This window comes from Micromonospora sp. GCM10011541 (genome assembly GCF_042650725.1).
In the GTDB taxonomy this organism is placed as follows: Bacteria; Actinomycetota; Actinomycetes; order Mycobacteriales; family Micromonosporaceae; genus Micromonospora; species Micromonospora sicca.
In genome coordinates this window covers 39,439-62,387 of the sequence record NZ_JBHSBP010000047.1, presented here as the reverse complement: position 1 = coordinate 62,387, position 22,949 = coordinate 39,439, and the positions used below count along the sequence as shown (strand labels likewise).

The window sequence follows — 22,949 nt, the reverse complement described above, 5'->3', positions numbered from 1 at the left end:
GCCCCAGGGCGGAGCCGGCCGGTCCATTTTCCCCGGTGGGCCGCCGTGCCGCACCGGGCGCCGCCGAGCCCCCACGAGAAGACGACCGGGGCCGTCCCGCGATGGCGGGACGGCCCCGGTGTTGTTCGTGCCGATGGTCAGCCGGCGGTGGCCGGTGGCTCCAGCAGCAGGCGGTCGAAGTCCTTCTGGGTGACCGACCAGTCCCACGTGCTCAGCACGTGGGAGGCCGCGGCCTGACCGGCCTCGCGCCAGCCGTCCTCCGACGCGGTGACGGCGAGGGTCCGCTCCGCGGCCTCCTCCGGCGTGCCCACCACCCAGTCGCTCGGGAAGAGGCTGCGCGCGCTGTGCTGCCGGCCCGCGAAGAACGGCCAGTCCCGGACCACCGGCACGGCGCCGCTGGCGGCGCCCTCGACCAGTCCGCAGTGGAAGCTCTCCCGCACCGAGGTGCTCAGGATGACGCCCACGTCGGTCAGCGCGCCCGGCACGTCCTCGGTCCGGCCGGTCCGGATCACCGCGCCGGAGGACTCCAGCTCGGCCAGCTCCCGGTCCAGCTCCGCGACGTACGCCCGCACCGCCGGGCTGAGCGAGGCGCGCAGGTCGTCGCCGATCAGCTTGAGCCGGTACCGCTCGTCCCGCTTGCGCAGCTCGCGCAGCACCGCCAGGGCCCAGCGCGGGTCCTTGGCCAGCGAGCTGAGCCCGATCAGCCCGAGCGTGAACCGCGCGTCGTCCGTCTTCGGCCCCGCGTACCGGTGCAGCTCCATCGCGTTGCTGACCACGTGCGTGCGCGGCCCCTGCGGGGCGCGCAGCCGCGGCACGGCCGCCAGCGTCAGGTCACGCAGGTGCTCCGAGACGAAGACCAGGTCGTCGACCCGGGACCAGTCGGCCAGGTGCGGCCACCAGCTGAAGGCCTCGAAGCTGTGCAGGCGCACGATCACCCGGGTGGTGCCGGGGTCGATCATGGTGAGCATCGCGGCGGGCAGGTTGCACCAGTCCACGAAGACCGTGTCCGCCCAGGCGAGGTGCTCACCCCAGGCCTCCGCCACCTCCTCCGCCCGCTTGGAGGTGCCCGCGAGCATGTGGTGGACCAGGTTCGTCCGGCCGTTGCTGAGCACCGGGCGGATCGACTCCTCGACCAGGTTCAGCCGGCGCACCTGCACGTCGGGCATCGCCTCGTACCGCTCGAGGATCGGGGCGAGGAAGTTGTCGTTCAGCCCGGTGAAGAAGAGCATCCGGTGCGGCCGGTCCGCCGGCGGGAACTGGGCCGGCGCCCGCCTGCCCCGCGGCGTGGCCATCGCCTGCCCCACCTTGCTCCCGTGCAGCGGCGCGAGGAAGCCCTCCGGGTCCTCGGCCAGCGGCGAGGTGACGCCGTCGAAGTGCGCGATCCGGTGGAACATCAGGTCGAAGGCGCGCAGCACGTGCGGCGCTGCCTTGCCCGGGTTCCGCTTCTTGAGGAAGCCGTCGGCGACGGCGAGCTGACCCTTGGCCACGGTCATCAGGTGCGCGGGCACCTTGCCCTGGTTCAGCTCCGCCTCGACGATCGGGCCGAGGAGGTGCCCCTTGGTGGTGCTGCTCTTCAGCCGGCCCTGCGCCGCCAACGCCAGCTGGTTCGCGCTGGCCTTGTGCCCGGCCCGGTGCATGCTGGTGTTGACCCGCCGGGCGATCTTGCCCCGGTACCGCTCGGGGACGCCGGGCGCGGCCACCGCCCGCTGCCAGAACCAGCGGACCGCGCCGAGGCGCATGGCCTTCTGCCCGGTGGCCGCCTCCAGCACCACCTTGGCCAGGTCGATGGTCTGGCTGCGGGTGCTGTTCACCACCAGCAGGGGCGAGGGGCCGAGGGTGGTGAGCCGGGGACGCCGGTACCGGGCCGGATCGGCCGACCGCTTCTCCACGGCGCGCAGCGCGGGGGCGATGCCGAAGACGGCGTCGGCCCGGCGGTAGCGGTGGGCCAGCTGCCAGACGGTGTGCAGCGCCTGCTGGTCCAGGGCGACCAGGACGTCGGCCCGCTTGGCGTGGCGCCGGACCCACGGGTCGCGCAGGGCGCGCAGCCACGGGCGGCGGGCCGGGCTGGCCCGCTTGACCATCCGGCCGAAGCGGGGGCCGAGCTCCTTGGCCGTGGGCAGCAGGTGCAGCTCGGCGAGGTCGGCCGCGGCCGGGATCTTGTCCGGGTCGAAGGTGCAGGCGACGCGCACCGTGACCCCGAGGGACCGGAACTGCTCGAGCGCGTCGGTCAGGACCGCCACCCGGCCGGGGACGGCTCCTAGGACCATCAGGACCTCGATCATGACCTACCTTCTCTGGCCAGTACGCGAGCAGCGCCGGCGGGGGAAACGGGCGGGGTGCCGGTCCGTCCGCCGGTGCCGTGCACCAGCTCGGTGACCTCCTGAACGGCCGGGATGAGCTGCGCCTCCCGGGCGTACTGCTTCGCCTCGGCCCGCGCCTTCTCCCGGTCGGCCTCGGTGGCGTTGAGGGCGAACGTGGCGGCCCGGCGGAACGCGCCGGCCAGCTCGGCCGGGTCCAGGCCGACCGCCCCGGTCCAGAGCGGGTACGTCGACAGCACCGTCGAGGCGTCGTGGTCCGCCTCGTGCGCGGAGACGACCGGCAGGCCGGTTGCCATGTACTCGTAGACCTTCCCGGAGGTCATGTACCGGCCGCCGGTCACCATCAGCACGACCGCGTCCCAGCGGGCGTACAGGTCGATGACCTCGGCCTTGGGCACGGAACCGCCGACCACCACGCCGTCCGCGGCGGCGGCCTTCAGCAACTCGGCGTGCGCGTTGTCACCCCGCGCCCAGGCGGCGCCGATGTGGCCGCGCACCTCGAAGCGCGCGTCCTTCAGCGCCGGGTCCTCGGCGCGGGCGGTCCGCCAGCCCTGCAGGACCGCGTCGAGCAGCGGCACCGGCAGGTTCAGCGCGCCCAGGTAGCCGAAGGTCAGCGGGCGGTCGGGGGCCACCGGCCGGGCCTGGGCCGGGATGCTGGACGCGTCGTAGCCGTTGCGCACGACCCGCATCTTGTGCGCGAGCTCCGGGTACCGCTCCCGGTACCAGCGGGAGATCGGCTCGTTGACGTTCCAGATGGCGATCGCGTTGGTGAGCAGCTTGATCTCCCACTGCCCGGAGACCGACTCCTTCGGGAACGCCTCGCCGTTGTTGATCACGTCGACGGACCAGCCGTCGCGGAAGTCGACCACGTACGGGACCTGGTGCGTCTCCCAGAGCTTCCAGGTCGCCGCGAGGTTCACGTACGGGGCGCAGGTCGTCACCAGCAGGTCGGCCGGCTTGTCCCGGTGGATCTGCACCAGGGCCTTCTCCAGCGCCGGCCGCCACCCGCCGAAGACCGGCTCGGGGAAGACCTTGAGGTTCCGCTTGCGCAACTGGGCCAGGTAGTCCTTGTGGGCCAGGGCGCGGGTCTCGCTGAACGCCCGGATGTCGGTCTCCAGGTCGTCGCGGACCAGCGGCAGCTTGACCACCCGGACCCGGGAGTCCACCCCGGCGGCGAGGGTGTGGTCCAGGCCGTACTCCCGCTCCCACGCCTCGTCGATGATGGTGACGGCGGTCACGTCCCAGCCGGCCGCGGCGAACTGGTTGGCCGTCTCGCGCATCCGGTAGGCGCAGCTCTTGGCCGCGGGGGGAAAGCCGATCGCCAGGTAGATCATGTGCGGTCGGGACCCGGACCGTCGCGCCCGGGGGAGCTTCAACGAGTCCCAGAGATTTCGCCCGTTGTTCATCGATTCCGATCCTGGGGAGGTGGGGAGATGCGGCGTCGTGACCCGGACGGCCGGCCCTCGCCACCCGGTCGGGAGGCGACGACCGTCGGGCGTCCACCGAGCGGGACCATGCCGGGAGGGACCTTTCCATCAGCGGTACGCCGTACCTTGTGGTCGGCCGGAGGCGGTGTCTGCTCCGCCGATGGTCGCGAAACGACCCTCGGACAGAGCGCGGAGACTACAATAGCGCCGTCGCGGGCGCCGGACGTGCCGCCGCCGGGCGGGCCCCGGCCCCACGGCCGCCGACCGGCGTCCGGTCCCTCTCCCGCTGACCGGTCAGGGCGAATACCGCCAGATCAGCAGCAGGTACCCGCCGAAGTAGGCCGAGAAGGCCGTCACCGGCACCAGCACCGTGACCGCCCGGGCCCAGCCGGCCCGGGCCAGGCCCACGGCCGCCGGGAGCAGCAGTGGGAACGCCGGCAGCAGGAAGCGCGCCTTGGAGTGGTAGTAGCCGGCCGCGCCGAGCGTGGTGACCAGCAGCAGCCCGCTGTACAGCAGCAACTGCCAGGGTTGCCGGTCGAGCAGGCTCAGCACGAAGAACATGATCGCCAGCAACGCCACCACGGTGACCACGAGCATCGGCAGCACGGCCACCTCTGACAGGACCAGCTGGCCCCACCGCACCGTGTAGACGCCGAAGTCGAAGGTGGTGCCCCAGCCGGCGGACTGGATGTGGAACCAGCCGTCCGGCCGCCCGGTCCGGACACCCACCCAGGCCAGGTACGCGAGCCAGCCCGCGGGGGCGAGCAGCAGGGCGGCCCATGGCCGCCAGCCGTCCCGGCGCCGGACGATCGCCAGCAGCGCGGCCAGCCCCACCACCGCGATCAGCGACGAGGCGGTCGGCCGGGTCAGGCCGGCGAACAGGCAGACCACCCCGGCGGTGAGCCAGCGGCGGCGCAGCAGCGCGTACAGCGTCCAAGCGGCCAGGGCGGTGAACAGGCTCTCGCTGTAGCCCATCGACTCCACCACGCCGTGCGGCACCGCGGCCCAGAGCGCGGCGAGCAGCACGCCGGTACGCCGGTCGTGCAGGTACGCGCCGATCGCGAACAGCCCCCAGGCGGCCGCCAGGCCGGCCAGCCACGCCACGATCAGCGCCGCCTCGCGCGGGCTGAGCGGGGAGATCCGGTCCAGGCCCGCGGTGAGACCGGGGTAGAGCGGGAAGAACGCCATGTTGCTCTGCGTCTTCTCGTACCCGTCGTACCCGTGCTGGGCGATCGCGAGGTACCAGTTCCCGTCCGCCCGGGTCAGCCCCTTGCCGGGGGAGGCGCCCACGTTGCGGGCCCAGAGGTAGACCGTCAGCAGCCCCACCAGGCGGATCGCGGCGTAGACCGCGAGCGCGGGCAGCGCGTACCGAGCGGCGTCCCGCAGCCGCCGGCCGAGGGTGGCCCGGCCCGGGGCGGGGCTCGCCGGCTCCGCGGCCGGCGTCGGCCGGCCTGGTTCCTCGGTCGTCATCACGTCCATCTTGCGATCCCGTCCGCGCTGAGCTGGGGTGATCCGAAGGCACCCGGTCCGCCGGGAGGTTCGACGCCGGCCCGTCCCGCGAACTCCCGACGTCACCGGTCGTTGAACAGCATGGAGGGTAGCAACCGGCGCGTGAGGGCGCGGACCACCGACGGCGGCGGACCTTTCCGGCCGATGCGTTGTCGTAGACTCGCTCGGGTCCGCGGGCGCGGTGCTGGCTGACACGGAGACGGGCAGGAATGGGATCTGACGGCACTACCGCAGCGGCGGGCACCCGGGGACGGGTCGTCATGCTGGTGGACAACGGGGTCGACGGTGACTCCCGGGTGCAAAAGGCGGCGCGCTCGGCGGCGGAAGCCGGCTGGGAGGTCGTCCTCCTCGGCCGGGCGCCGGTCGGGCAGCCGCGGACCTGGCAGCTCGGCGGCGCCCAGGTCCGGCTGGTCCCCATGCCCGAGCCGCTGGCCAAGCGGCGGCACGAGTTCCGCCGCGCCTGGCTGCGCCGGCCGCTGGCCTACCCGCCCAGCGGCATCGCCGCCCACCGCATCCAGGCGGTCAAGGCCTGGCGCGCCGACCTGGGGGTCCGGCGGGCCGCGCTGACCGCCGCCGCCCGGGAGGCCGGCTCCGGCACGCCCTCCGGGCTGTCCTGGCACGCGCTGCGCGCCGAGGAGAAGCTCGCCGGCCTGGCCCGCCGCTGGGTCTCGTTCCGCAACCGCCAGCTCACCCAGGCCCGCCGGGGCCGCAAGCTCGACGGGCCGTGGGACCGGGCGTACACGCTGTTCTGGCAGAAGCTGCGCGGCGACGGCGCCTGGCGCCGGCTGGAGCCGGGCCTGTGGGACTACGAGCTGGCCTACGGCCCGGTGGTCGACGAGCTGGCCCCGGACCTGATCCACGCCAACGACTTCCGGATGATCGGGGTGGGCGCCCGCGCCAAGATCCGGGCCGCCGCCAAGGGCCGGCGGATCGCCCTGGTCTGGGACGCCCACGAGTACCTCCCCGGCGTGCAGCCATGGCGGGACAACGCCCGCTGGCTGCCGGGGAACGTCGCCCACGAGCGGGAGTACGTCCCGTACGCCGACGCCACCATGACCGTCTCCGGCGGCCTGGCCGACCTGCTGCAGGGCGAGCACGGCCTGACGGAGCGTCCGGCGGTGGTGTTGAACGCCCCCGCGGTGGACGAGCTGCCCGCTGACCCGACCGCCCCGGTGCCGGACATCCGTGCGTTGTGCGGCATCGGTCCGCAGACCCCGCTGCTGGTCTACAGCGGGGTGGCCGCCGCGAAGCGGGGCCTCGGCGTGATGGTCGAGGCGCTGCCGGAGCTGCCCGACGCGCACGTCGCCCTGGTGGTGAACAAGCCCGCGTCGGCGTACGTCAAGGGCCTGCTCACCCGGGCCGGGGAGCTGGGCGTCGCCGGCCGGGTGCACGTCCTGCCGTACGTGCCGCACCACCAGGTGGTGCCGTTCCTCTCCGGCGCGCAGGTCGGGGTCATCCCGATCCAGCACTGGCCGAATCACGAGATCGCGCTGATCACCAAGTTCTTCGAGTATTCACACGCCCGCCTCCCGCTGGTCGTCTCCGACGTGCGGACCATGGCCGAGACTGTCCGGGAGACCGGGCAGGGTGAGGTGTTCCGGGCCGAGGACGTGGCGGACTTCGTCCGCGCGGTCCGGGCGGTCCTGGCCGACCCGACCCGCTACCGGGCCGCGTACGAGCGGCCGGGGCTGCTGGCGCAGTGGACGTGGGAGGCGCAGGCGGAGGTGCTGGACGGGGTGTACTCCCGGCTGCTGCCCGACCGGCCGCGCCCGACGCCGGGCACCGCCCCGGCCTCCGGTGCCGCCCCGACCTCGGTGGGGGTGGGCGCGTGAGCCAGCCGGACGTGACGGTGGTCGTCGCCGTCTACGACACCATGCCGTACCTCACCACCTGCCTCAACTCCCTCGTCGAGCAGACCATCGGCCTGGACCGGCTGGAGGTGGTCGCGGTCGACGACGGGTCCACCGACGGCAGCGGGGCGGAGCTGGACCGGTTCGCCGAGCGCTACCCGGGCACCGTCACCGTGCTCCACCAGCCCAATTCGGGCGGCCCGGCGGTGCCGAGCAACCGTGCCCTGGACCACGCGCGCGGGCGGTACGTCTTCTTCATCGGCTCGGACGACCACCTCGGCCCGGAGGCGCTGGAGCGCCTGGTCGACGCGGCCGACCGCTGGGGCTCCGACGTGGTGCTCGGCCGGATGGTCGGCACCAACAAGCGCTACGTCCACCAGGCGATCTACGCCAGCACCCAGGAGCAGGTGGACCTGTTCGACAGCCCGCTGCCCTGGTCGCTGTCGAACACCAAGCTGTTCCGTCGGGACCTGATCGAACGGCACGGCCTGCGGTTCCGCGAGGACATGCCGATGGGCAGCGACCAGCCCTTCACCCTCGAGGCCTGCTTCCGGGCCGTCAAGATCTCCGTCCTCGCCGACTACGAGTTCTACTACGCGGTCAAACGGGACAACGCGCAGAACATCACCTACGCCAGCCGGTTCGAGGAGCGGCTGCGCTGCGCCGAGGAGCTGGTCGGCTTCGTCGCCGGGCTGATCGAGCCGGGCCGCCGCCGCGACGCGATCCTGCTGCGCCACTTCACCTGGGAGGTGGCGAAGCTGCTGCGGCCCGAGTTCCTCGACCTCGGCCCGGACGTCCAGCAGCAGGTCCACGACCGGATCCGCAAGCTCGCCGAGGCGTACCTCACCGACGGGATCGTCGCGGCGATGGCGCCCGACGTCCGGCTGCGGATGGTCGTGGCCCGCGACGCCGACCTGGACCGGCTGCGCGAGCTGATCCGCCAGCAGGCGGACCCGGTGCTGCCGGAGGTGACCATCGCCGGCGACCGCTGGTACGCCCACTACGTCGGCTTCCGGGACCCGAGGCTGGGCTATCCGGACGACTGGTACGACGCCACCGCCCAGGCCGCCAAGCTGATGGCGAAGCTGACCGCGACCGAGCTGGCCTGGGGGCGGGACGCCACCGGCGGTCCCGCCCTGGTGATCACCGCGCAGAGCCGCTGGGCGCAGCTGGCGGAGCTCGCCGCGGACGCGGTCCGGGTCAGTGTGGGCGAGTTGGCGGGTGTCACTTCGGTCGCCCCGGGCGGCCCCGGTACCGTCGTACGGACGGACTTCGCGGTGGACCAGCTGCTCGCGGTCGTCACGCCGAACGGGGAACGTCGGGTGGTACAGGCCGAGGTGACCGCGTTGGGCGGGATCGCGTCCGCACCGCTGCGGGCGGACCGCCGCCTCGCGGCGCCGCGCCGGGTGGCCCGCCACGGTGTCCGGCTCCACCTCGTCACGCCCACCACGAACCACAAGGGCCAGGTGATCGTCGCGATCACGCCGGTGACCCCCCGTCGGTTCATTGCCCGTCTCCGCCGAATCTGGCCCTCAGGAGGAAAGTAGTTCCATGAAGATCTGCGTCGTCGCGCTGGGAAAGATCGGTCTGCCGCTCGCCGTGCAGTTCGCCTCGAAGGGGCACCGGGTGATCGGTGCCGACGTCTCCGAGCGGGTCGTGCGGCTGGTCAACGACGGGGCGGTGCCGTTCCCGGGTGAGACCGACCTGGACGTCAAGCTGAAGGAGGCGGTGGCCGCCGGGCTCCTGTCGGCCACCACCGACACCGCCGCCGCGGTCGCCGAGTCGGAGGCGGTCGTCGTGGTCGTCCCGCTCTTCGTGGACGTTGACGGGGTGCCGGACTTCGGCTGGATGGACGACGCCACCCGGGCCATCGCCGCCGGCCTCAAGCCGGGCACGCTGGTCAGCTACGAGACCACGCTGCCGGTCGGCACCACCCGCGAGCGCTGGGCCCCGATGCTCCAGGAGGGTTCCGGCCTCACCGCAGGCAAGGACTTCCATCTGGTCTTCAGCCCCGAGCGCGTGCTCACCGGCCGGGTCTTCGCCGACCTGCGCCGCTACCCGAAGCTGGTCGGGGGCATCGACGAGGCGTCGGCCGAGCACGGCGTGCGCTTCTACGAGGCGGTGCTGGACTTCGACGAGCGGGCCGACCTGAACCGCCCGAACGGTGTCTGGGACCTGGGCTCCGCGGAGGCGTCCGAGCTGGCCAAGCTCGCGGAGACCACCTACCGGGACGTCAACATCGGCCTGGCGAACCAGTTCGCCCGGTTCGCCGACACCGTGGGCGTCGACGTGACCAAGGTGATCGAGGCCTGCAACACCCAGCCGTACAGCCACATCCACTCGCCGGGCATCGCGGTCGGCGGGCACTGCATCCCGATCTACCCGCGGATGTACCTGTGGAACGACCCGGCCGCCACCGTCGTGCGCTCGGCCCGCGAGGCCAACGCCGCCATGCCGGAGTACGCCGTCGACCTGCTCGCCGCCGCGTACGGCGACCTGACCGACGTCGGGGTGCTGGTGCTCGGCGCCGCGTACCGGGGTGGCGTCAAGGAGACCGCCTTCTCCGGCGTCTTCCCGACCGTCGAGGCGCTGCGCGCCCGGGGCGCCAAGCCGTACGTCTCCGACCCGATGTACACCAACGAGGAGCTGGTCGCGCACGGCCTGCCGGGCTACGACGGCGAGCCGATCGGGGCGGCCGTGATCCAGGCCGACCACGCCGAGTACCGCACCCTCGCCCCGGCCGACCTGCCGGGCGTGACGGTGCTGGTCGACGGCCGCCGGGTCACCGACCCGGCCCGCTGGACCGGCGTCCGCCGGGTGGTCATCGGCGGCTGACCCGTTCGCCCGCCAGTGGGCCCCGGCCGTCGCGGCCGGGGCCCACTGCGTTTGCGCCGCCCGGCGGACACCGGTGGTGAGGGGTCGTCGGCCGTTCACCCGGGCAATACTTGGGTTACCTGGCCCGTTCAAGGCCGCAGCCGCCCGGTATCGGATCTCATCGACGCCGGTGGGCAGACAGGGAGCGTTCCTTGTTCAGCAGAGTACGGAGCCAGCAGGGCATCGCCACGGTCGGCGCGGTGCTGCTGGCGTACGGGATCATGGTCCTGGCCGGCGTCTTCGGCTGGGTGGTCCCGTTCGCGGTTGCCGGGCTGGTCGCCATCGCCGGTGAGTTCGCCCTCGCCACCCGGTTCGCCGCGACCGGCGAGCTGCTGGAGAAGGGCGGGCTCGGGCTGGTCTGGCGGCAGCTCACCCGGGACCTGTCGGTCGTCCTGTTGACCGTCAGCGCGGTCCGCCCCGGCGTGGGCGGCACCGTCGTCGTCATCCTGCTGCCCGCCGCGCTCTGGGCCGTCGCGGTCGGCACCGGCGCCCTCGCGGTGCTGGGCGAGCGGCGGGCGAGCGCCCCCGCCCTGACCCGCAACATCGACCTCGGCGGGTCGCGCCGGGTGCCGACCCCGCCGGCCTGGGCGCGCCGGATCGAGGGGGACCGGCTGCCGCTGCTCAACATGCTGCTCGTGCCGGCGGCCGTGGTGGCCGCGCTGACCGACCGGGTGACGCCGGTGGTGGTGACCGGCCTGGTCACCCTCGCCGTGGGGGCCGTGACGGCGGCGGTGCTGGCGCTGAGCTGGCTGCGCGGGCGGGGCCGGACGCCGGGGGTACTGCCGGCGCTGCACGCCTGGCTGGCCGGGGAGCGGCCCGAGGTGGCGCTCTACTTCGCCGGCCCGGCGAAGGACGTCTACCAGGCCAACATGTGGCTCGCCCCGATCGAGGCGGCCGGGCACCGCGCGGTCGTGCTGCTGCGCAACGAGGACGCGTTCCGCGAGCTGGCCGACACCCGGCTGCCGGTGGTCTGCGTACCGGCCGGCGTCGACTTCATGAACCTCGACCTGAGCAGCGTCCGGGTCGCCCTGTACGCGGCGAACGTCGGCGCCAACATCCACCTGCTCCGCGAGCCGGGCGTGAAGCACGTCTTCGTCGGCCACGGCGACAGCGACAAGCAGGCCAGCGTCAACCCCTACAGCAAGGTGTACGACGAGGTCTGGGTGGCCGGTCCGGCCGGCCGGGAGCGGTATGCTCGGGCCGGCGTGGGCGTGCTGGACCGCGACATCGTGGAGATCGGCCGCCCGCAGCTCGCCGGGGTGCACACCTTCGGCTCGGCGGCCACCGACCGCCCGTTCACCGTGCTCTACGCTCCCACCTGGGAGGGCTGGCTCGACGACGACCCGTACCACACCTCGCTGGTGCTGATGGGGGAGCGGATCGTGACCGGGCTGCTCGCCACCGGCGGGGTCCGGGTGGTCTACAAGCCGCACCCGCTGACCGGCACCCGGTCGAAGCAGGCCCGGGCGGCGCACGAGCGGATCGTCGCCCGGATCCGCGCCGCCGGCGGGGACACCGACGCCACCTCGCTCGACGGCACCGCCCACCTGGTGGTCACCGCCCGTACGCCGGCCCTGTTCGACTGCTTCAACGTCACCGACCTGCTGATCAGCGACGTCTCCAGCGTGGTCTCCGACTTCGTGCAGAGCGAGCGGCCGTACGTGGTGGCCAACCCGGCGGGCCTGCCCGAGGACGAGTTCCGGCGGACGTACCCGACCGCCCGGGCGGCGTACCTGCTCTCCCCGGACTGCGGTGAGCTGGCGAAGGTGATCACCGTCACCCGGGCTGGGGACGACCCGATGACCGAGGCGCGGCGGGAACTGAAGGAGTACCTGCTCGGACCCGCCGGGGTGAACCCGATGGACCGGTTCCGGGCGGAGATCGATCGCCTCTGCGACTGACCGCCGCGCCGACGAAAGGGGGGCGACGGCCGACGGCCGTCGCCCCCGCTGCGTGCGTCAGCCCCGCTGCGGCGGGTTGTCTACGTCCCGGGAGATGACCTCGCCCCGCTCGTCGACCCAGCCCTTCGGCCGCGCCGGGTTGCCGGCGACCAGCTGGTACGGCTGGACGTCCTTCGTCACCACCGAACCGGCGGCGATCATCGCGAACTCGCCGACCTCGATCCCGCAGACCAGGGTGGCGTTGGCGCCGATCGAGGCGCCCCGGCGGACCAGCGTCGGGGTGATCTTCCAGTCCGGGTTCTGGGCGCGCGGGCGGAAGTCGTTGGTGAAGACCGCGCACGGGCCCACGAAGACCTCGTCCTCGATGGTCACGCCCTGGTAGACGGAGACGTTGTTCTGGATCTTCACCAGGTCGCCGACCGTGACGCCGGCGTCGACGTACACGTTGCGCCCGATGACGCAGCCGGCGCCGACCTGCGCGGTCGAGCGGATGTGGGCCAGGTGCCAGACCTTGGTGCCGTCGCCGAGCTGGGCGCCCTCCTCCACGTCGGCCGTCGGGTGGACGAAGACAGGGGACCGGTCGTTGGTGTCAGTCATCCTTCAACTCGCATCGTCGCAGGGCGCGTCGTCGCGCCGTCGGTGCCGCGTGGTTGCCGCGCCGGTTGACCGTCGCGGCCGCGCGGGCCAGGACCGCCCGGCCGCCCCGGACTCTGGCTGCCGAGGCCGGGGCGCGGGCTCGGCGTAGCATAACGAGGCCGTCAGCCGAGCAGCGCCGCCACCGCGTCGGCGGCGGGTGTGTCCGCCGGCAACGCCTCCGCCGCGAGCACCGCGTCGACCGGCAGCACGCCGTAGAGGTGCGGGAAGAGCGCCCCGCCCCGGGACGGCTCCCAGCGCAGCGCCCCGCCCAGCCGGTCCGGGTCGACGCTGAGCAGCGTGAGCCCGGTGACCCCGCCGAACACCCGGTGAGCGGTCTCCACCACCTGGTCGGGGCCGGAGAGGTGGATGTACCCGTCCTGATGGTCCATGGCCGTGCCGGTGAAGTGCCCCGCGGCTCGGGCCCGGTTCCACTCGTCGGTCGACAGAATCTTGTAGATCATCACCGCAGCCTAGGGCGGCGCGCCGGTCGGTTCACCGGTACCGCCCCGACCGGGCCCGCCCAACCGGCATGCTCGGATGCGACAGGTGCGGAGGGATGCCGATGGCCAGCTACGACGACGACTGGACCGACGGTCAGCGGGCCGTCTACGACGAGTGCCACCAGGCCGGCACCGAGTGGGCCGGCGACCCGGACACCCCCAGCGAGGACGTGCAGCACGTGATCAACCTGGCCGAGGCGGACGACGACACCCTCGGCGCGTCGGAGACCGACTATCCGCCGCTGGTCGACGCCGTCACCCAGGCCACCGGCGTGGCGGTGACCAGCGTGCCGCTCAGCCACCACGACCCGGGCTTCCGCGGCTTCGTCGACGGGGTCCGGGACGCCACCGCCGACGAGGTCTTCGGCCTGTGAGCGCTGCCCGACGCTACGGCGACGACCGCCAGATGATGCACAGGTACGCCCCGTAGTACCCGGAGATCAGCACCAGCAGGGTCAGCACGGTCACCTGCGTCCGCCGGCGCGCCCGGCCCAACGCCATGGCGATCGGGAGCAGCACCGTGAACGCCGGCACCAGATAGCGGCCCTTGGCGTAGAAGTACCCCGAGGTGCCGACGGTGACGAGCCAGAAGACCACCGAGTAGACCACCACCGGCAGCGGGTGGCGGTGCACGGCGAGCAGCACGATGAGCATGGCCGCCACGGCCATCACCAGGGCCGACATGTAGAAGGCCAGCCGGGACGGCTCGGTCAGCACCTGGTCCAGCGTCTGCACCGTGTAGACGCCGCCGTCGAAGCCGATCAGCCAGGTCTTCTTCTGCATGTAGAAGTAGCCGTCGAGCCGGCCCAGCCGGTGGCCGACCCAGGCCAGGTAGCCCAGGTAGCCGAGCGGGGAGAGCGCCGCCGCCGCCCACGGCCGCCACCCGTCCTGCCGCCGGATGATCGCCACCAGGGCGGTCAGGCCGACGGCGGCGATCAGCGCGGTCGCCGTCGGTCGGGTCAGGCCGGCGAGGACGCAGAGCAGGCCGGCGGTCACCCACTGGCGGCGCAGCAGGGCGTACAACGACCAGGCGACCAGCGCGGTGAAGAGGGTCTCGGTGTACGCCATGTTGAGCACCACCGCGTGGGGCAGCGTCGCCCAGAGGGCCACCAGGACCAGGCCGACCCGGCGGGAGCCGAGGTGCTGCCCGACCGCGTAGAGCCCCCACGCGGCGGCGAGCCCGGCCGTCCAGGAGACGATCAGCGCGCTGACCGGCGTGGAGAAGGGGGTGAGCGCGGCGACGACGGCGATCAGCCCCGGGTACAGCGGGAAGAACGGCAGGTTCGGTATCCGCGGCTTGCCGCTGGGCAGGTGGTTAACCAGCCCGTGGTCGTAGCCCTCGTCCGCGATCCGCGCGTACCAGACGGCGTCGTACCGGCTGTGCAGCATCGGCCAGAAGTCGATCCCCTTCCGGTGCGCGTAAGCCCAGAGGATGAGCAGCCCGACGGCCCGGAGCAGGACGTACAGCCCCAGCGCGAGGGCCACCGGATGGACGCGCCGCCAGGCTGGCGTCGCCTTGTCCGGCGCGGCCGGTTCCGCCGCGGCGGCCGGCTCGTCGGAGGTGGGCGTCACGTCTTCGGCCGGAGCGTCGGCGTCGGCGTCGCGCCGGGCGTCGGCGGCGGGCTCATGGGGCGCGGCGGAGATGGCGGACACAGGGTAGGACCTTAACCTACGCCCGCCGCTGCCCGCCGCACCTGTTCGGGGCGGGGACTCCCACCGCGCGGGCCCGTCTGCCACCATTCGTGGGCAGCACGTCGAGGGAATGGGAGGCACGGGTGCGGATCCTCCTGGTCGAGGACGACCGTCGGGTCGCCGCCGCCCTGTCGTCCGCGCTCACCCGGCGCGGGTACGAGGTGGAACACGCCGGCACCGTCGCCGCCGCCCTGTCGGCCGCCCCATGCGACCTGGTGCTGCTCGACCTGACCCTGCCCGACGGCGACGGCACGGACCTGTGCCGGGAACTGCGCCGGCGCAGCAGCCAGCTCGGCATCATCGCGGTGACCGCCCGGGGCGAGGAACGCGACCGGGTGCTCGGCCTGCGGCTCGGCGCCGACGACTACGTGGTCAAGCCCTTCTCGATGGTGGAGCTGCAGGCCCGGATCGAGGCGGTGCTGCGCCGGGCCGCCCACACCGTGCCGGAGCGGAACCTGATCGAGGCCGGGCCGGTCCGGATCGACGTGGCCGGGCGGACGGTGCGCGTGGCCGGTCGGCCGGTCGCCCTCACCCGCAAGGAGTTCGACATCCTGGTCTCCCTCGCCCGGCAGCCCGGGGTGGCCGTGCCCCGGGACCGGATCCTGCTCGACGTCTGGGGCACCACCTGGGCCGACCGGCACACCGTGGAGGTGCACGTGGGCTCGCTGCGCGGCAAGCTCGGCGACCCGACCCTGGTGGAGACGGTCCGCGGGGTCGGCTACCGGCTCCGCGGCGAGTGAGGAGGCCCGGTGCGTCGTCGGCTGGTGATCAGCTACCTGCTGCTGATGGTGCTGGTGCTGCTGGCGCTGGAGACGCCGCTGGCGGCCACCCTGGCCAGCCGCGAGACCGACCGGGTCCGCGCCGACCGGCTCGCCGACGCCACCCGCTTCGCCTCGCTGGCCGGTCCGGCGCTGCGCGGCGGCGTACCCGGCCCGCTCGACGGTGAGCTGGGCGCCTACGACGAGCTGTACGGCATCGGCGCGGCCGTGGTCGATCGGGACGGCCGTACGGTGGTCGCCTCCACCAGTTGGGAGCCCGGCCACGGCACCGCGTCGGCGCTGGACGCCGCGCTGGCCGGGCAGCAGTTCAGCGGGCCCGATTCGGTGTGGCCCTGGGCGGACGGGCCGGTGGTGGTGGCGGTCCCGATCAACGACGGCGGCGAGGTGCTGGGCGCGGTGGTGACCGCCACCCCGGTTGACCGGGTGCGGCGTACCGTCACCTCCTGGTGGCTGCTGCTCGCCGGGATCGGCCTGCTCGCGGTGCTGGCCTGCGTGTCCACCGCGTTCGGGCTGGCCGGCTGGGTGCTGCGCCCGGTCACCGAGCTGGACGCGGTGACCCACGAGATCGCCGAGGGCGACCGGGGCGCGCGGGTCCGCCCGCGCCTGGGCCCGCCGGAGCTGCGCCGGCTGGCGGCGAGCTTCAACAACATGGCCGACGCGGTCTCCGACGTGATGGACCGGCAGCGCGCCTTCGTCGCGCACGCCAGCCACCAGCTGCGCAACCCGCTGACCGCGCTGCGGCTGCGGGTGGAGGAGCTGGGGCCGAGCCTCACCGACCCGGACGGCCGCGCCGAGCACCGCCTGGCGCTGGAAGAGACCGACCGGTTGGCCCGGGTGCTCGACGCGCTGCTCACCCTGGCCCGGGCCGAACGGGAGGAGAACCAGCGGATCACCGTGGACGCCGTGGAGCTGGCCGCCTCCCGGGTGACCGCCTGGCAGCCGCTGGCCCGGCACCGGTCGGTCGCCCTCCGGCTCGTCACGGTCGACGCCCCCGCGTACGCCCGGACCGTCCCCACCGCCATCGACCAGGCGCTCGACGCGTTGATCGACAACGCGGTGAAGTTCAGCGGCGACGGGGGAGAGGTCACCGTCACCGTCCGCCCGGCCGACGGGGGCACCGCGCTGGAGGTGCGGGACACCGGCCCGGGCATGACCGCGAGCCAGCTCGGCCAGGCCACCGAGCGGTTCTGGCGGGCCCCGGACGTGCAGAACGTCGACGGCGCCGGGCTGGGGTTGACCATCGTCGCGGTGCTGGTGGACGCCTCGGACGGCCGGCTCACCATGCGGCCGGGGGAGCCCCGGGGGCTGGTCGCGGAGCTGTGGTTCCCGGCCCCGGACGAGGCCGGCGTCGACGCCGTGGGCGCCGACGACACCGAGTCCGTCGAGCCGGTCGGCTCCGACGCCGGTTAGGGCTTGGTCGCCCGGTACCAGTCGGCGGCGCCGGAATGCAGCGGCAGCGGGGTGGTGACGATCGCCGAGCGGGGGCTCATCCGGCCGGCGGCCGGATGCGCGGCGGCCAGCTCCGCCCGGCGCTCCATCAGCAGCCGGGTCACCTCGCGGACCAGCGCCTCGGGCAGGTCGGCGCGGACGATCAGATAGTTCGGGTTCGCCACCGTGCTGACCGGTGGCACCCCGTACACCGACCGGGGGACGTCCCGGGTCACGTAGACCTGCCCGTACCCGCGGCGCAGCGGCTCGGTCCACTCGCCCAGGTCGACGATCCGGACGGCAGTGGCCTTGGCCAGCTCCTCCACGCCGCGGACCGGCAGGCCGCCGGAGAAGAAGAAGGCGTCGATCCGGCCGGCGCGCAGCGCGGCGACCGAATCGTCCAGGCTCAGGTGCTCCTGGCGGACCACGTCGCCGCCGAGCCGGGCCACGTCCAGCAGCCGGGTGGCGGTGACCTCGGTGCCGGAGCCCTCCGCGCCCACCGAGACCCGCCGCCCGCGCAGGTCGGCCAGCGTCCGTACCGGCGTCCCGGCGGTGGTGACCAGGTGCAGCAGGTCGTCGTAGACCCGGGCCACGGCGAGCACGCCGGGCTGCTCCGGCGCCGCGGTCGGCAGCACGTCGGCCTGGGTGAAGCCCAGTTCGGCCTCGCCGGACCCGACCAGCCGGACGTTCTGCGCGGACGCGGCGGTGACCACCACGCTGGCCCGCACCCCGGGCAGCTCCCGGTTGAGGATGGCCGCCAGCGACTGCCCGAAGGCGTGGTAGACCGCGGTCGGGCTGCCCGTCGCGATCCGGATCCGCACCGGCTCGGCGCGTTCGTCCCGGCAGCCGCCGATCCCGGCCAGCGCGGTCACCAGCATCAGCACCATCAGCGGCGCGGCGGCCCGGCGCGGACGGCGGACAGACCAGCTACGGCTCACGGGCTGCACTGTGCGCCGTGCACGCCGCCGCGCGCAAGCCCGCCTGGGGTCCGCGGGCGGCGGGGGCGACCGGCCGAGGGTCAGCAGGCGCGGGCGAGGGCGACGCTGTCCAGGATCCGGTCCCGGTGCGGGCCGTGCGCGACGCTCACCACGAAGCAGCCGGCGCCCGGCCGGAGCAGCGCCGGGACGTCCAGCAGGGCGGCGCCGCGGACCAGCACCGCCGCCAGCTCCCGGTCGATCAGCCGGACACCGAGGATGTGCCGGCGGACGTGCCGGCCGCCGGCCAGCAGCGCCGAGCGCCAGGCGGCGGCGGCCAGCCGGGGCCGCCACACCCGCCGGGCGGTCGACGCACCGGGCACCGGTCCGCCGAGCAGTTCCCGGCGGCCCTGCCGCCAGCCGGCCTCCAGCAGCGTCGCGTACGCCGACCGCTGCTCCCGCGGCACGGTCAGCCGGTGCAACTCGTACCGGCGGCGCAGGCCGCCGGTGGCCAGCTCGTGCTCCACCGGCACGTCGAGCCGGCCGAGCAGCTGCCGCATCCGGCGCGCCGCGTCCTCCCGGTTGAACTCGGCGACCCCGCCCCGGTACGTCTCGACGGTCGGTCGGCGGCCGTCGGTGGCCGGCGGCGGGGTGCAGCGCACCAGGCAGGCGACCTCGAACGCGTCGGCCAGGGTCAGCCAGTCCAGTGGTGGCGGTGCCGGCGGCAGGCGGGGCCGGTCGAGCAGGGTGGTGGGTTCGAGGGCCATCGGACCGCTCCTTGTCGGCGTCGGGGTCCCCTAACCGTGGCCCGGTGGCCGGTGCGGCGAAACCGGTGCGCGCCAGCCTTGAGCAAAACTTGCGGCTACAGCTCCGTCACCACGACGTCGAGCTGGCGCGGGCGGCCTGAAGCCACGGGCTGTTCCTCGACCGTGTACTTGAGGTCCCGAAGCGCGCCGACCAGGCCGTCGGCGGTCCGCGGCCGGACCCCGGCGGTGAGCAGGTCCCGGACCAGGCGACCCTTCGTCGCCTTGTTGAAGTGGCTGACCACAGCGCGGGTCGGCACCCCGTCGACCGTCCGCTCGTGCAGCACCCGGACGGTCACCGTCCGGGCGGCCAGCTCGCCCCGGGGCATCCAGGTGGCCGCGTACGCCCCGGAACGCAGGTCCAGCACCGGCCCCGCCCCGGCGGCCGCCACCATCGCCGGGGCCAGGGCCCGCCGCCAGTACGCCGACAACGCGCCGACCCCGGGCAGCCGCGCCCCGACCGGGCAGCGGTACGGCGGGATCCGGTCGGTGAGCCGGACGGCCCCCCACAGGCCGGAACTGATCAGCACCGACCGGCGGGCGGCCCGCTCCGCCGCGGGCGGCAGCGTGGCCAGGTCGAGCGCCTCGTAGAGCACCCCGGTGTAGATCCGGCCGGCCGGCGCGGTGGCCGCCTCCCGCAGCCGGGCGTTGCGGCGCAGCTCGCCGCGCTGCCCCTCGCTGAGGCCGAGCGCCGCCCGGGCCGCCGCCTCGTCCGGGCCGGCGCAGAGCGCCACCAGGGCGGTCAGCACCTCCTCCCGGGCGCCGGTGAGTTCCGGCAGGGAGAGCCGGGACGGGGCGAGCCGCCGGCCGGTGCCGGCGTCGGCCTTCCCCTCGGAGGGCGGCAGCAGGATCAGCACCCGGCCAGCGTACGGCCCGGGTTCAGCGCCACGGCCGGACGGCCGCCTCCGGGTGGTACACGCGATAGCCGCCGACCTCGGTGACCATCGCGGCGTCGGCCCGGTCGCCGAGCAGCCGGCGCAGCCCCCGCTCCGCCGACGACCCGACCGCCAGCACGTACCCCGGCCGGTCCGCCCGGCCCACCCGCTTCCAGTACGCCGGGTAGCGGTTCTGCCCCGGGGTCAGGTTGCCGTCGAGGACCCCGCACACCACCGTCTCGCCCGTGTTGAAGATCAGCCGGTTGCAGGTCCAGTAGTCGCCGTACACCTCGCGCAGGCCGGCCCCGCGCACCGCGTCGGCCAGCTCGCGGGCGTGCCGCTCCTCGGCGCGCAGCGAGCCGGCGTCGGCGACGAAACGCCCGGTGGCCGCCAGGGCGATGCCGGTCAGCGCGACCAGCGCGGCGACCGCCACCGCGCCGCCGAGCGAGCGTGCGGCCGCGCCCCCGCCCCGCCGGGGCCGGTCCGCCGTCCCGGCCGCGCCCCGCCGGGTGCGGACCGCGGCCAGCCACAGCGGCCAGAGCACCGCCGGCAGGGAGATCTGCAGCACCGACAGGTAGCGCGAGTTGCCCAACGGGTCGGTCGCGGCGAGCGGACTGCGGACGTACGCGAGCAGGGTCAGCGTGGCGCCGGCGACCAGGGCGAGTTGCGCGACCGCCCGGACCCGGTCGGCCCGGTGGGCGGCCCGCCGGTACGCGACCGCGGCGGCCACCGCGGCGGCCACCAGCAGCACCGGGTAGAGCAGGCCGAACCACTGCTGCCAGCGGGCGCAGCCGTCCATCGGGCAGAGCCCGGAGGCCAGCGGCACTCCCTCCAGCAGCCCGCCGCGCAGCCGGTCCGACCACGGCGGCGGCGTCCCGGCCTTGGTGCTGATCTCCCGGAACACCGACAGCGAGTCCTGCCCGTCCGGGGCCACCAGGTTGTCCTTGATCATCGGCGACACCCCGAGCAGGAACCCGGCCACCAGCAGCACCCCCGGCCAGCCCACCAGATCGCGGGGCGCGGCCCAGACCAGCAACAGCCCGGCCACCAGCAGGTACGGCACGATCAGCCAGTCCGACCAGAGCGACACCCCGGCGAGCAGCCCGAACAGGCCGGTGGCCAGCCAGCGGTGCCGGACCCGGCGCTCGGCGAGGGCCACCGCGATCAGCAGCATCGCCACCACCGCCGGCTTCACCTCGGGCCGGCCGCCGACCACGGTGAGCTGGTCCCGGACCACCCGCTCCGAGCCGAGCGCCAGCAGGCCGACGACCAGGACGGCGAACCACGGGGAGAACAGCCGGCGGGTCAGGCGGTACATCAGCCAAAGGAAGAGCGCGTAGAGCGCCAGCAGCGGCAGCCGCAGTACCGGCCAGCTCGGCCCGGCCAGCCCGATCAGGGGCGCCGCCAGATAGGACTCCAGCATCCCCATGTAGCGCTGGCCGTACAGGAAGACCGGCCGGTCCCGACCGGCGGCGATGTGCAGCGCGGCCAGGCCGAACGTCGCCTCGTCGCTGTTCGAGGCGGGCAGCGTGAGCAGGGTCAGGACCAGCCGGTAGCCGACCCCCGCGAGCCCCAGCAGCAGCGCGACGAGCGCCGGCCGGTCGAGCGTCGGGCGCCACCGCCCGTCCTGCACTGGTGTCGACACGACCAACGCCCCCGTCGTCGTCCCGACCGCAGTTTGTCACGGTGACCGCCGGCGGCGGGGTGGATCGGCGGAGCCGGTTCCCGGGCCCACTCGCGTGGCCGCCCTCGCCCGGGTGTGGCAGGGTGGCAGCGTGCCACCCACAGCCGCTGGCCAACTGGCCGTACCGAACCTGCACCGGGCAGCGCGGATCGAGGACGCCGTGCACAACCTGGTGGCACGTCGGCTGCGGCGCACCGGGTGGCGGGTCAACATCATCGCGTACGCCGGCTACGGCGGCCCGGGCTGGGCGCGGGTGCTCTGCCGGGTGCTGCTCGGCCGCCCGGACATCCGTCAGCGCGGCCGGTTGGAGAAGGTACGTGGCTGGCGCAGCTTCGCCACCCTGCCCGCCAAGCACGCCACCGTCACCATCGAGGCCGGCGGCGTACGACACGAGGCCACCGCCGACCGCAGCGGCTTCGTCGACACCGTCATCGAGGCCGACTTCGCCCCCGGCTGGGCCTCCGTACGCCTCAGCGTGCCCGACGCCGAGCCGGCGGAGGCGCTGGTCCGCATCCTCGACCCCGAGGTCCGGTTCGGCATCCTCTCCGACATCGACGACACGGTCATGGTCACCGCGCTGCCCCGCCCGCTGCTCGCCGCGTGGAACACCTTCGTCCTCGACGAGCACGCCCGGGCCGCGGTGCCCGGGATGGCGGTGCTCTACGAGCGGCTGGTCACCGCCCACCCCGGCGCGCCGGTCTTCTACCTCTCCACCGGGGCGTGGAACGTCGCCCCGACGCTGACCCGGTTCCTCTCCCGGCACCTGTACCCGGCCGGGCCGCTGCTGCTCACCGACTGGGGTCCGACGGCCGACCGCTGGTTCCGCAGCGGCCGGGAGCACAAGCGCGCCACCCTGGCCCGGCTGGCCCGCGAGTTCCCCGACGTGCGGTGGTTGCTGATCGGCGACGACGGCCAGCACGACCAGGAGATCTACCGCGAGTTCGCCGCCGCCCACCCGGACAACGTGGCGGGGGTGGCGATCCGCCGGCTGTCACCGACCCAGTCGGTGCTCGCCGGCAGCCTGCCCGCGCCCGCGGGCCGCCCGTCCGCCGGACCGGTCGGGCAGAAGTGGCTCTCCGCGCCGGACGGCGCCGGCCTGTGGAAGCTGTTGCGGGACGCGGGCCTGGTCTGACGTACGGCCCGACCCGCCTCCGCGGTGCCCGGCGTCAGGAGGCGCCGCCGAAGTCGACATCCCGGGTGTCGACCGTCCCGGCCGTCCGCCCCGGCGCAGTCTGATAGGCCCAGTACAGGTTGGTGTGCGCGATGACCTGGTCCGGCGGCGGCGCCCCCCATGCCGTCTTGTCCCCGGCCGTGTGCGCGTCGCCGACCAGGGTCGCGTCGTACCCCCGGGTGAAGGCGCCGTGGAGCGTCGAGCGGACGCACGCGTCGGTCTCCGCGCCGACGACGACGAGTCGGCCGACCCCGAGGCCCGACAGCACGGTCTCGAGGGTGGTGTCCTCGAAGGAGTCGCCGTAGCTCTTCTCGACCAGCGGCTCGGCGTCGCCCGGCTTCAGCTCGGGGGCGATCCGCCAGGCGTCGCTTCCTCTCACGAGATGGTGGTCGGAGTGCTGGACCCAGACAACCGGTACCTGTTCCCGCCGCGCCTTCTCGACCAGGCTGCCGACGTTCGCCACGACCGTGTCGCGCTCGTGCGCCCCCTCGACGACGCCGTTCTGCACGTCGACGACGAGGAGTGCGGTGTTCGGCCGGTTCTCGAGTGTGGTCACGGTGTCTCCTTAGCGCGCTGGTCTCCTGCGAC

The 22,949-nt window shown here is 74.2% G+C and carries 19 protein-coding genes; 8 read left to right on the top strand and 11 right to left on the bottom strand.

All coding sequences use genetic code 11. From position 1 onward, the window contains the following. Positions 1-137 precede the first annotated feature (137 nt). The 3 genes from ACFOYX_RS16865 to ACFOYX_RS16855 form a co-directional block, all read right to left on the bottom strand. A complete protein-coding gene (locus ACFOYX_RS16865) occupies positions 138-2,282 on the bottom strand; it encodes a glycosyltransferase family 1 protein (RefSeq protein ID WP_322442751.1) in 2,145 nt (714 codons plus the stop codon). Further along, positions 2,279-3,724: a glycosyltransferase gene (locus tag ACFOYX_RS16860; protein WP_322442752.1), complete on the bottom strand. Its 1,446-nt coding sequence runs from the start codon at positions 3,722-3,724 to the stop codon at positions 2,279-2,281. Before ACFOYX_RS16860 ends, ACFOYX_RS16865 begins: the two co-directional genes overlap by 4 nt. Positions 3,725-4,039: 315 nt before the next feature. Further along, positions 4,040-5,215: a hypothetical protein gene (locus ACFOYX_RS16855; RefSeq protein WP_322442753.1), complete on the bottom strand. Its 1,176-nt coding sequence runs from the start codon at positions 5,213-5,215 to the stop codon at positions 4,040-4,042. Positions 5,216-5,514: 299 nt separating this feature from the next. On the opposite strand from ACFOYX_RS16855, the gene ACFOYX_RS16850 reads away from it, so the two are divergent. The 4 genes from ACFOYX_RS16850 to ACFOYX_RS16835 all read left to right on the top strand — a co-directional run bounded on the left by ACFOYX_RS16850 (position 5,515) and on the right by ACFOYX_RS16835 (position 11,879). Then, positions 5,515-7,086 (top strand): glycosyltransferase family 4 protein, encoded by a 1,572-nt coding sequence (locus ACFOYX_RS16850; RefSeq protein ID WP_322442796.1) that lies wholly within the window; start codon positions 5,515-5,517, stop codon positions 7,084-7,086. Next, a complete protein-coding gene (locus ACFOYX_RS16845) occupies positions 7,083-8,651 on the top strand; it encodes a glycosyltransferase (RefSeq protein WP_322442754.1) in 1,569 nt (522 codons plus the stop codon). Before ACFOYX_RS16850 ends, ACFOYX_RS16845 begins: the two co-directional genes overlap by 4 nt. Before the next feature lie 4 nt (positions 8,652-8,655). Beyond that, a complete protein-coding gene (locus ACFOYX_RS16840; protein WP_322442755.1) occupies positions 8,656-9,939 on the top strand; it encodes a nucleotide sugar dehydrogenase in 1,284 nt (427 codons plus the stop codon). Positions 9,940-10,130: 191 nt separating this feature from the next. Beyond that, on the top strand, positions 10,131-11,879 hold the full coding sequence (locus tag ACFOYX_RS16835; RefSeq protein WP_322442756.1) for a CDP-glycerol glycerophosphotransferase family protein: 1,749 nt from the start codon (positions 10,131-10,133) through the stop codon (positions 11,877-11,879). A 57-nt stretch (positions 11,880-11,936) separates the two neighbouring features. On the opposite strand, the gene ACFOYX_RS16830 is transcribed toward ACFOYX_RS16835, so the two are convergent. Next, on the bottom strand, positions 11,937-12,476 hold the full coding sequence (locus tag ACFOYX_RS16830) for an acyltransferase (protein WP_322442757.1): 540 nt from the start codon (positions 12,474-12,476) through the stop codon (positions 11,937-11,939). A gap of 161 nt (positions 12,477-12,637) precedes the next feature. Then, positions 12,638-12,976 carry a DUF952 domain-containing protein gene (locus ACFOYX_RS16825; protein WP_322442758.1) on the bottom strand — a complete coding sequence of 113 codons (339 nt, stop codon included), beginning with the start codon at positions 12,974-12,976 and terminating at the stop codon, positions 12,638-12,640. 101 nt (positions 12,977-13,077) lie between these two features. On the opposite strand from ACFOYX_RS16825, the gene ACFOYX_RS16820 reads away from it, so the two are divergent. Then, positions 13,078-13,389, top strand: coding sequence for a hypothetical protein (locus ACFOYX_RS16820; protein WP_322442759.1), 312 nt, complete (start codon positions 13,078-13,080; stop codon positions 13,387-13,389). Positions 13,390-13,402: 13 nt separating this feature from the next. On the opposite strand, the gene ACFOYX_RS16815 is transcribed toward ACFOYX_RS16820, so the two are convergent. Next, on the bottom strand, positions 13,403-14,668 hold the full coding sequence (locus tag ACFOYX_RS16815; RefSeq protein ID WP_322442760.1) for a glycosyltransferase family 39 protein: 1,266 nt from the start codon (positions 14,666-14,668) through the stop codon (positions 13,403-13,405). 122 nt (positions 14,669-14,790) lie between these two features. Between ACFOYX_RS16815 and ACFOYX_RS16810 the strand changes: the two genes are divergently transcribed. After that, positions 14,791-15,447 (top strand): response regulator transcription factor, encoded by a 657-nt coding sequence (locus ACFOYX_RS16810; protein ID WP_322442761.1) that lies wholly within the window; start codon positions 14,791-14,793, stop codon positions 15,445-15,447. Between the two features lie 9 nt (positions 15,448-15,456). Further along, positions 15,457-16,896: a HAMP domain-containing sensor histidine kinase gene (locus tag ACFOYX_RS16805; protein ID WP_322442762.1), complete on the top strand. Its 1,440-nt coding sequence runs from the start codon at positions 15,457-15,459 to the stop codon at positions 16,894-16,896. Here the strand turns inward: ACFOYX_RS16805 and ACFOYX_RS16800 are convergent. The 4 genes from ACFOYX_RS16800 to ACFOYX_RS16785 form a co-directional block, all read right to left on the bottom strand. Then, positions 16,893-17,852, bottom strand: a complete 960-nt coding sequence (locus tag ACFOYX_RS16800; RefSeq protein WP_322442763.1) for a TAXI family TRAP transporter solute-binding subunit — start codon at positions 17,850-17,852, stop codon at positions 16,893-16,895. The two genes, ACFOYX_RS16805 and ACFOYX_RS16800, sit on opposite strands and share 4 nt — an antisense overlap. A gap of 80 nt (positions 17,853-17,932) precedes the next feature. Further along, positions 17,933-18,595: a hypothetical protein gene (locus ACFOYX_RS16795; protein WP_322442764.1), complete on the bottom strand. Its 663-nt coding sequence runs from the start codon at positions 18,593-18,595 to the stop codon at positions 17,933-17,935. A 95-nt stretch (positions 18,596-18,690) separates the two neighbouring features. Beyond that, complete coding sequence (gene yaaA / locus ACFOYX_RS16790) at positions 18,691-19,488, bottom strand: peroxide stress protein YaaA (protein WP_322442765.1); 798 nt, start codon at positions 19,486-19,488, stop codon at positions 18,691-18,693. A 22-nt stretch (positions 19,489-19,510) separates the two neighbouring features. Beyond that, positions 19,511-21,151, bottom strand: a complete 1,641-nt coding sequence (locus ACFOYX_RS16785; protein WP_377534112.1) for an ArnT family glycosyltransferase — start codon at positions 21,149-21,151, stop codon at positions 19,511-19,513. 130 nt (positions 21,152-21,281) lie between these two features. Between ACFOYX_RS16785 and ACFOYX_RS16780 the strand changes: the two genes are divergently transcribed. Continuing rightward, a complete protein-coding gene (locus tag ACFOYX_RS16780) occupies positions 21,282-22,322 on the top strand; it encodes a phosphatase domain-containing protein (RefSeq protein ID WP_322442767.1) in 1,041 nt (346 codons plus the stop codon). A 34-nt stretch (positions 22,323-22,356) separates the two neighbouring features. Here the strand turns inward: ACFOYX_RS16780 and ACFOYX_RS16775 are convergent, their stop codons facing one another. Continuing rightward, a complete protein-coding gene (locus ACFOYX_RS16775; RefSeq protein WP_322442768.1) occupies positions 22,357-22,917 on the bottom strand; it encodes an isochorismatase family protein in 561 nt (186 codons plus the stop codon). Positions 22,918-22,949 lie beyond the last annotated feature (32 nt).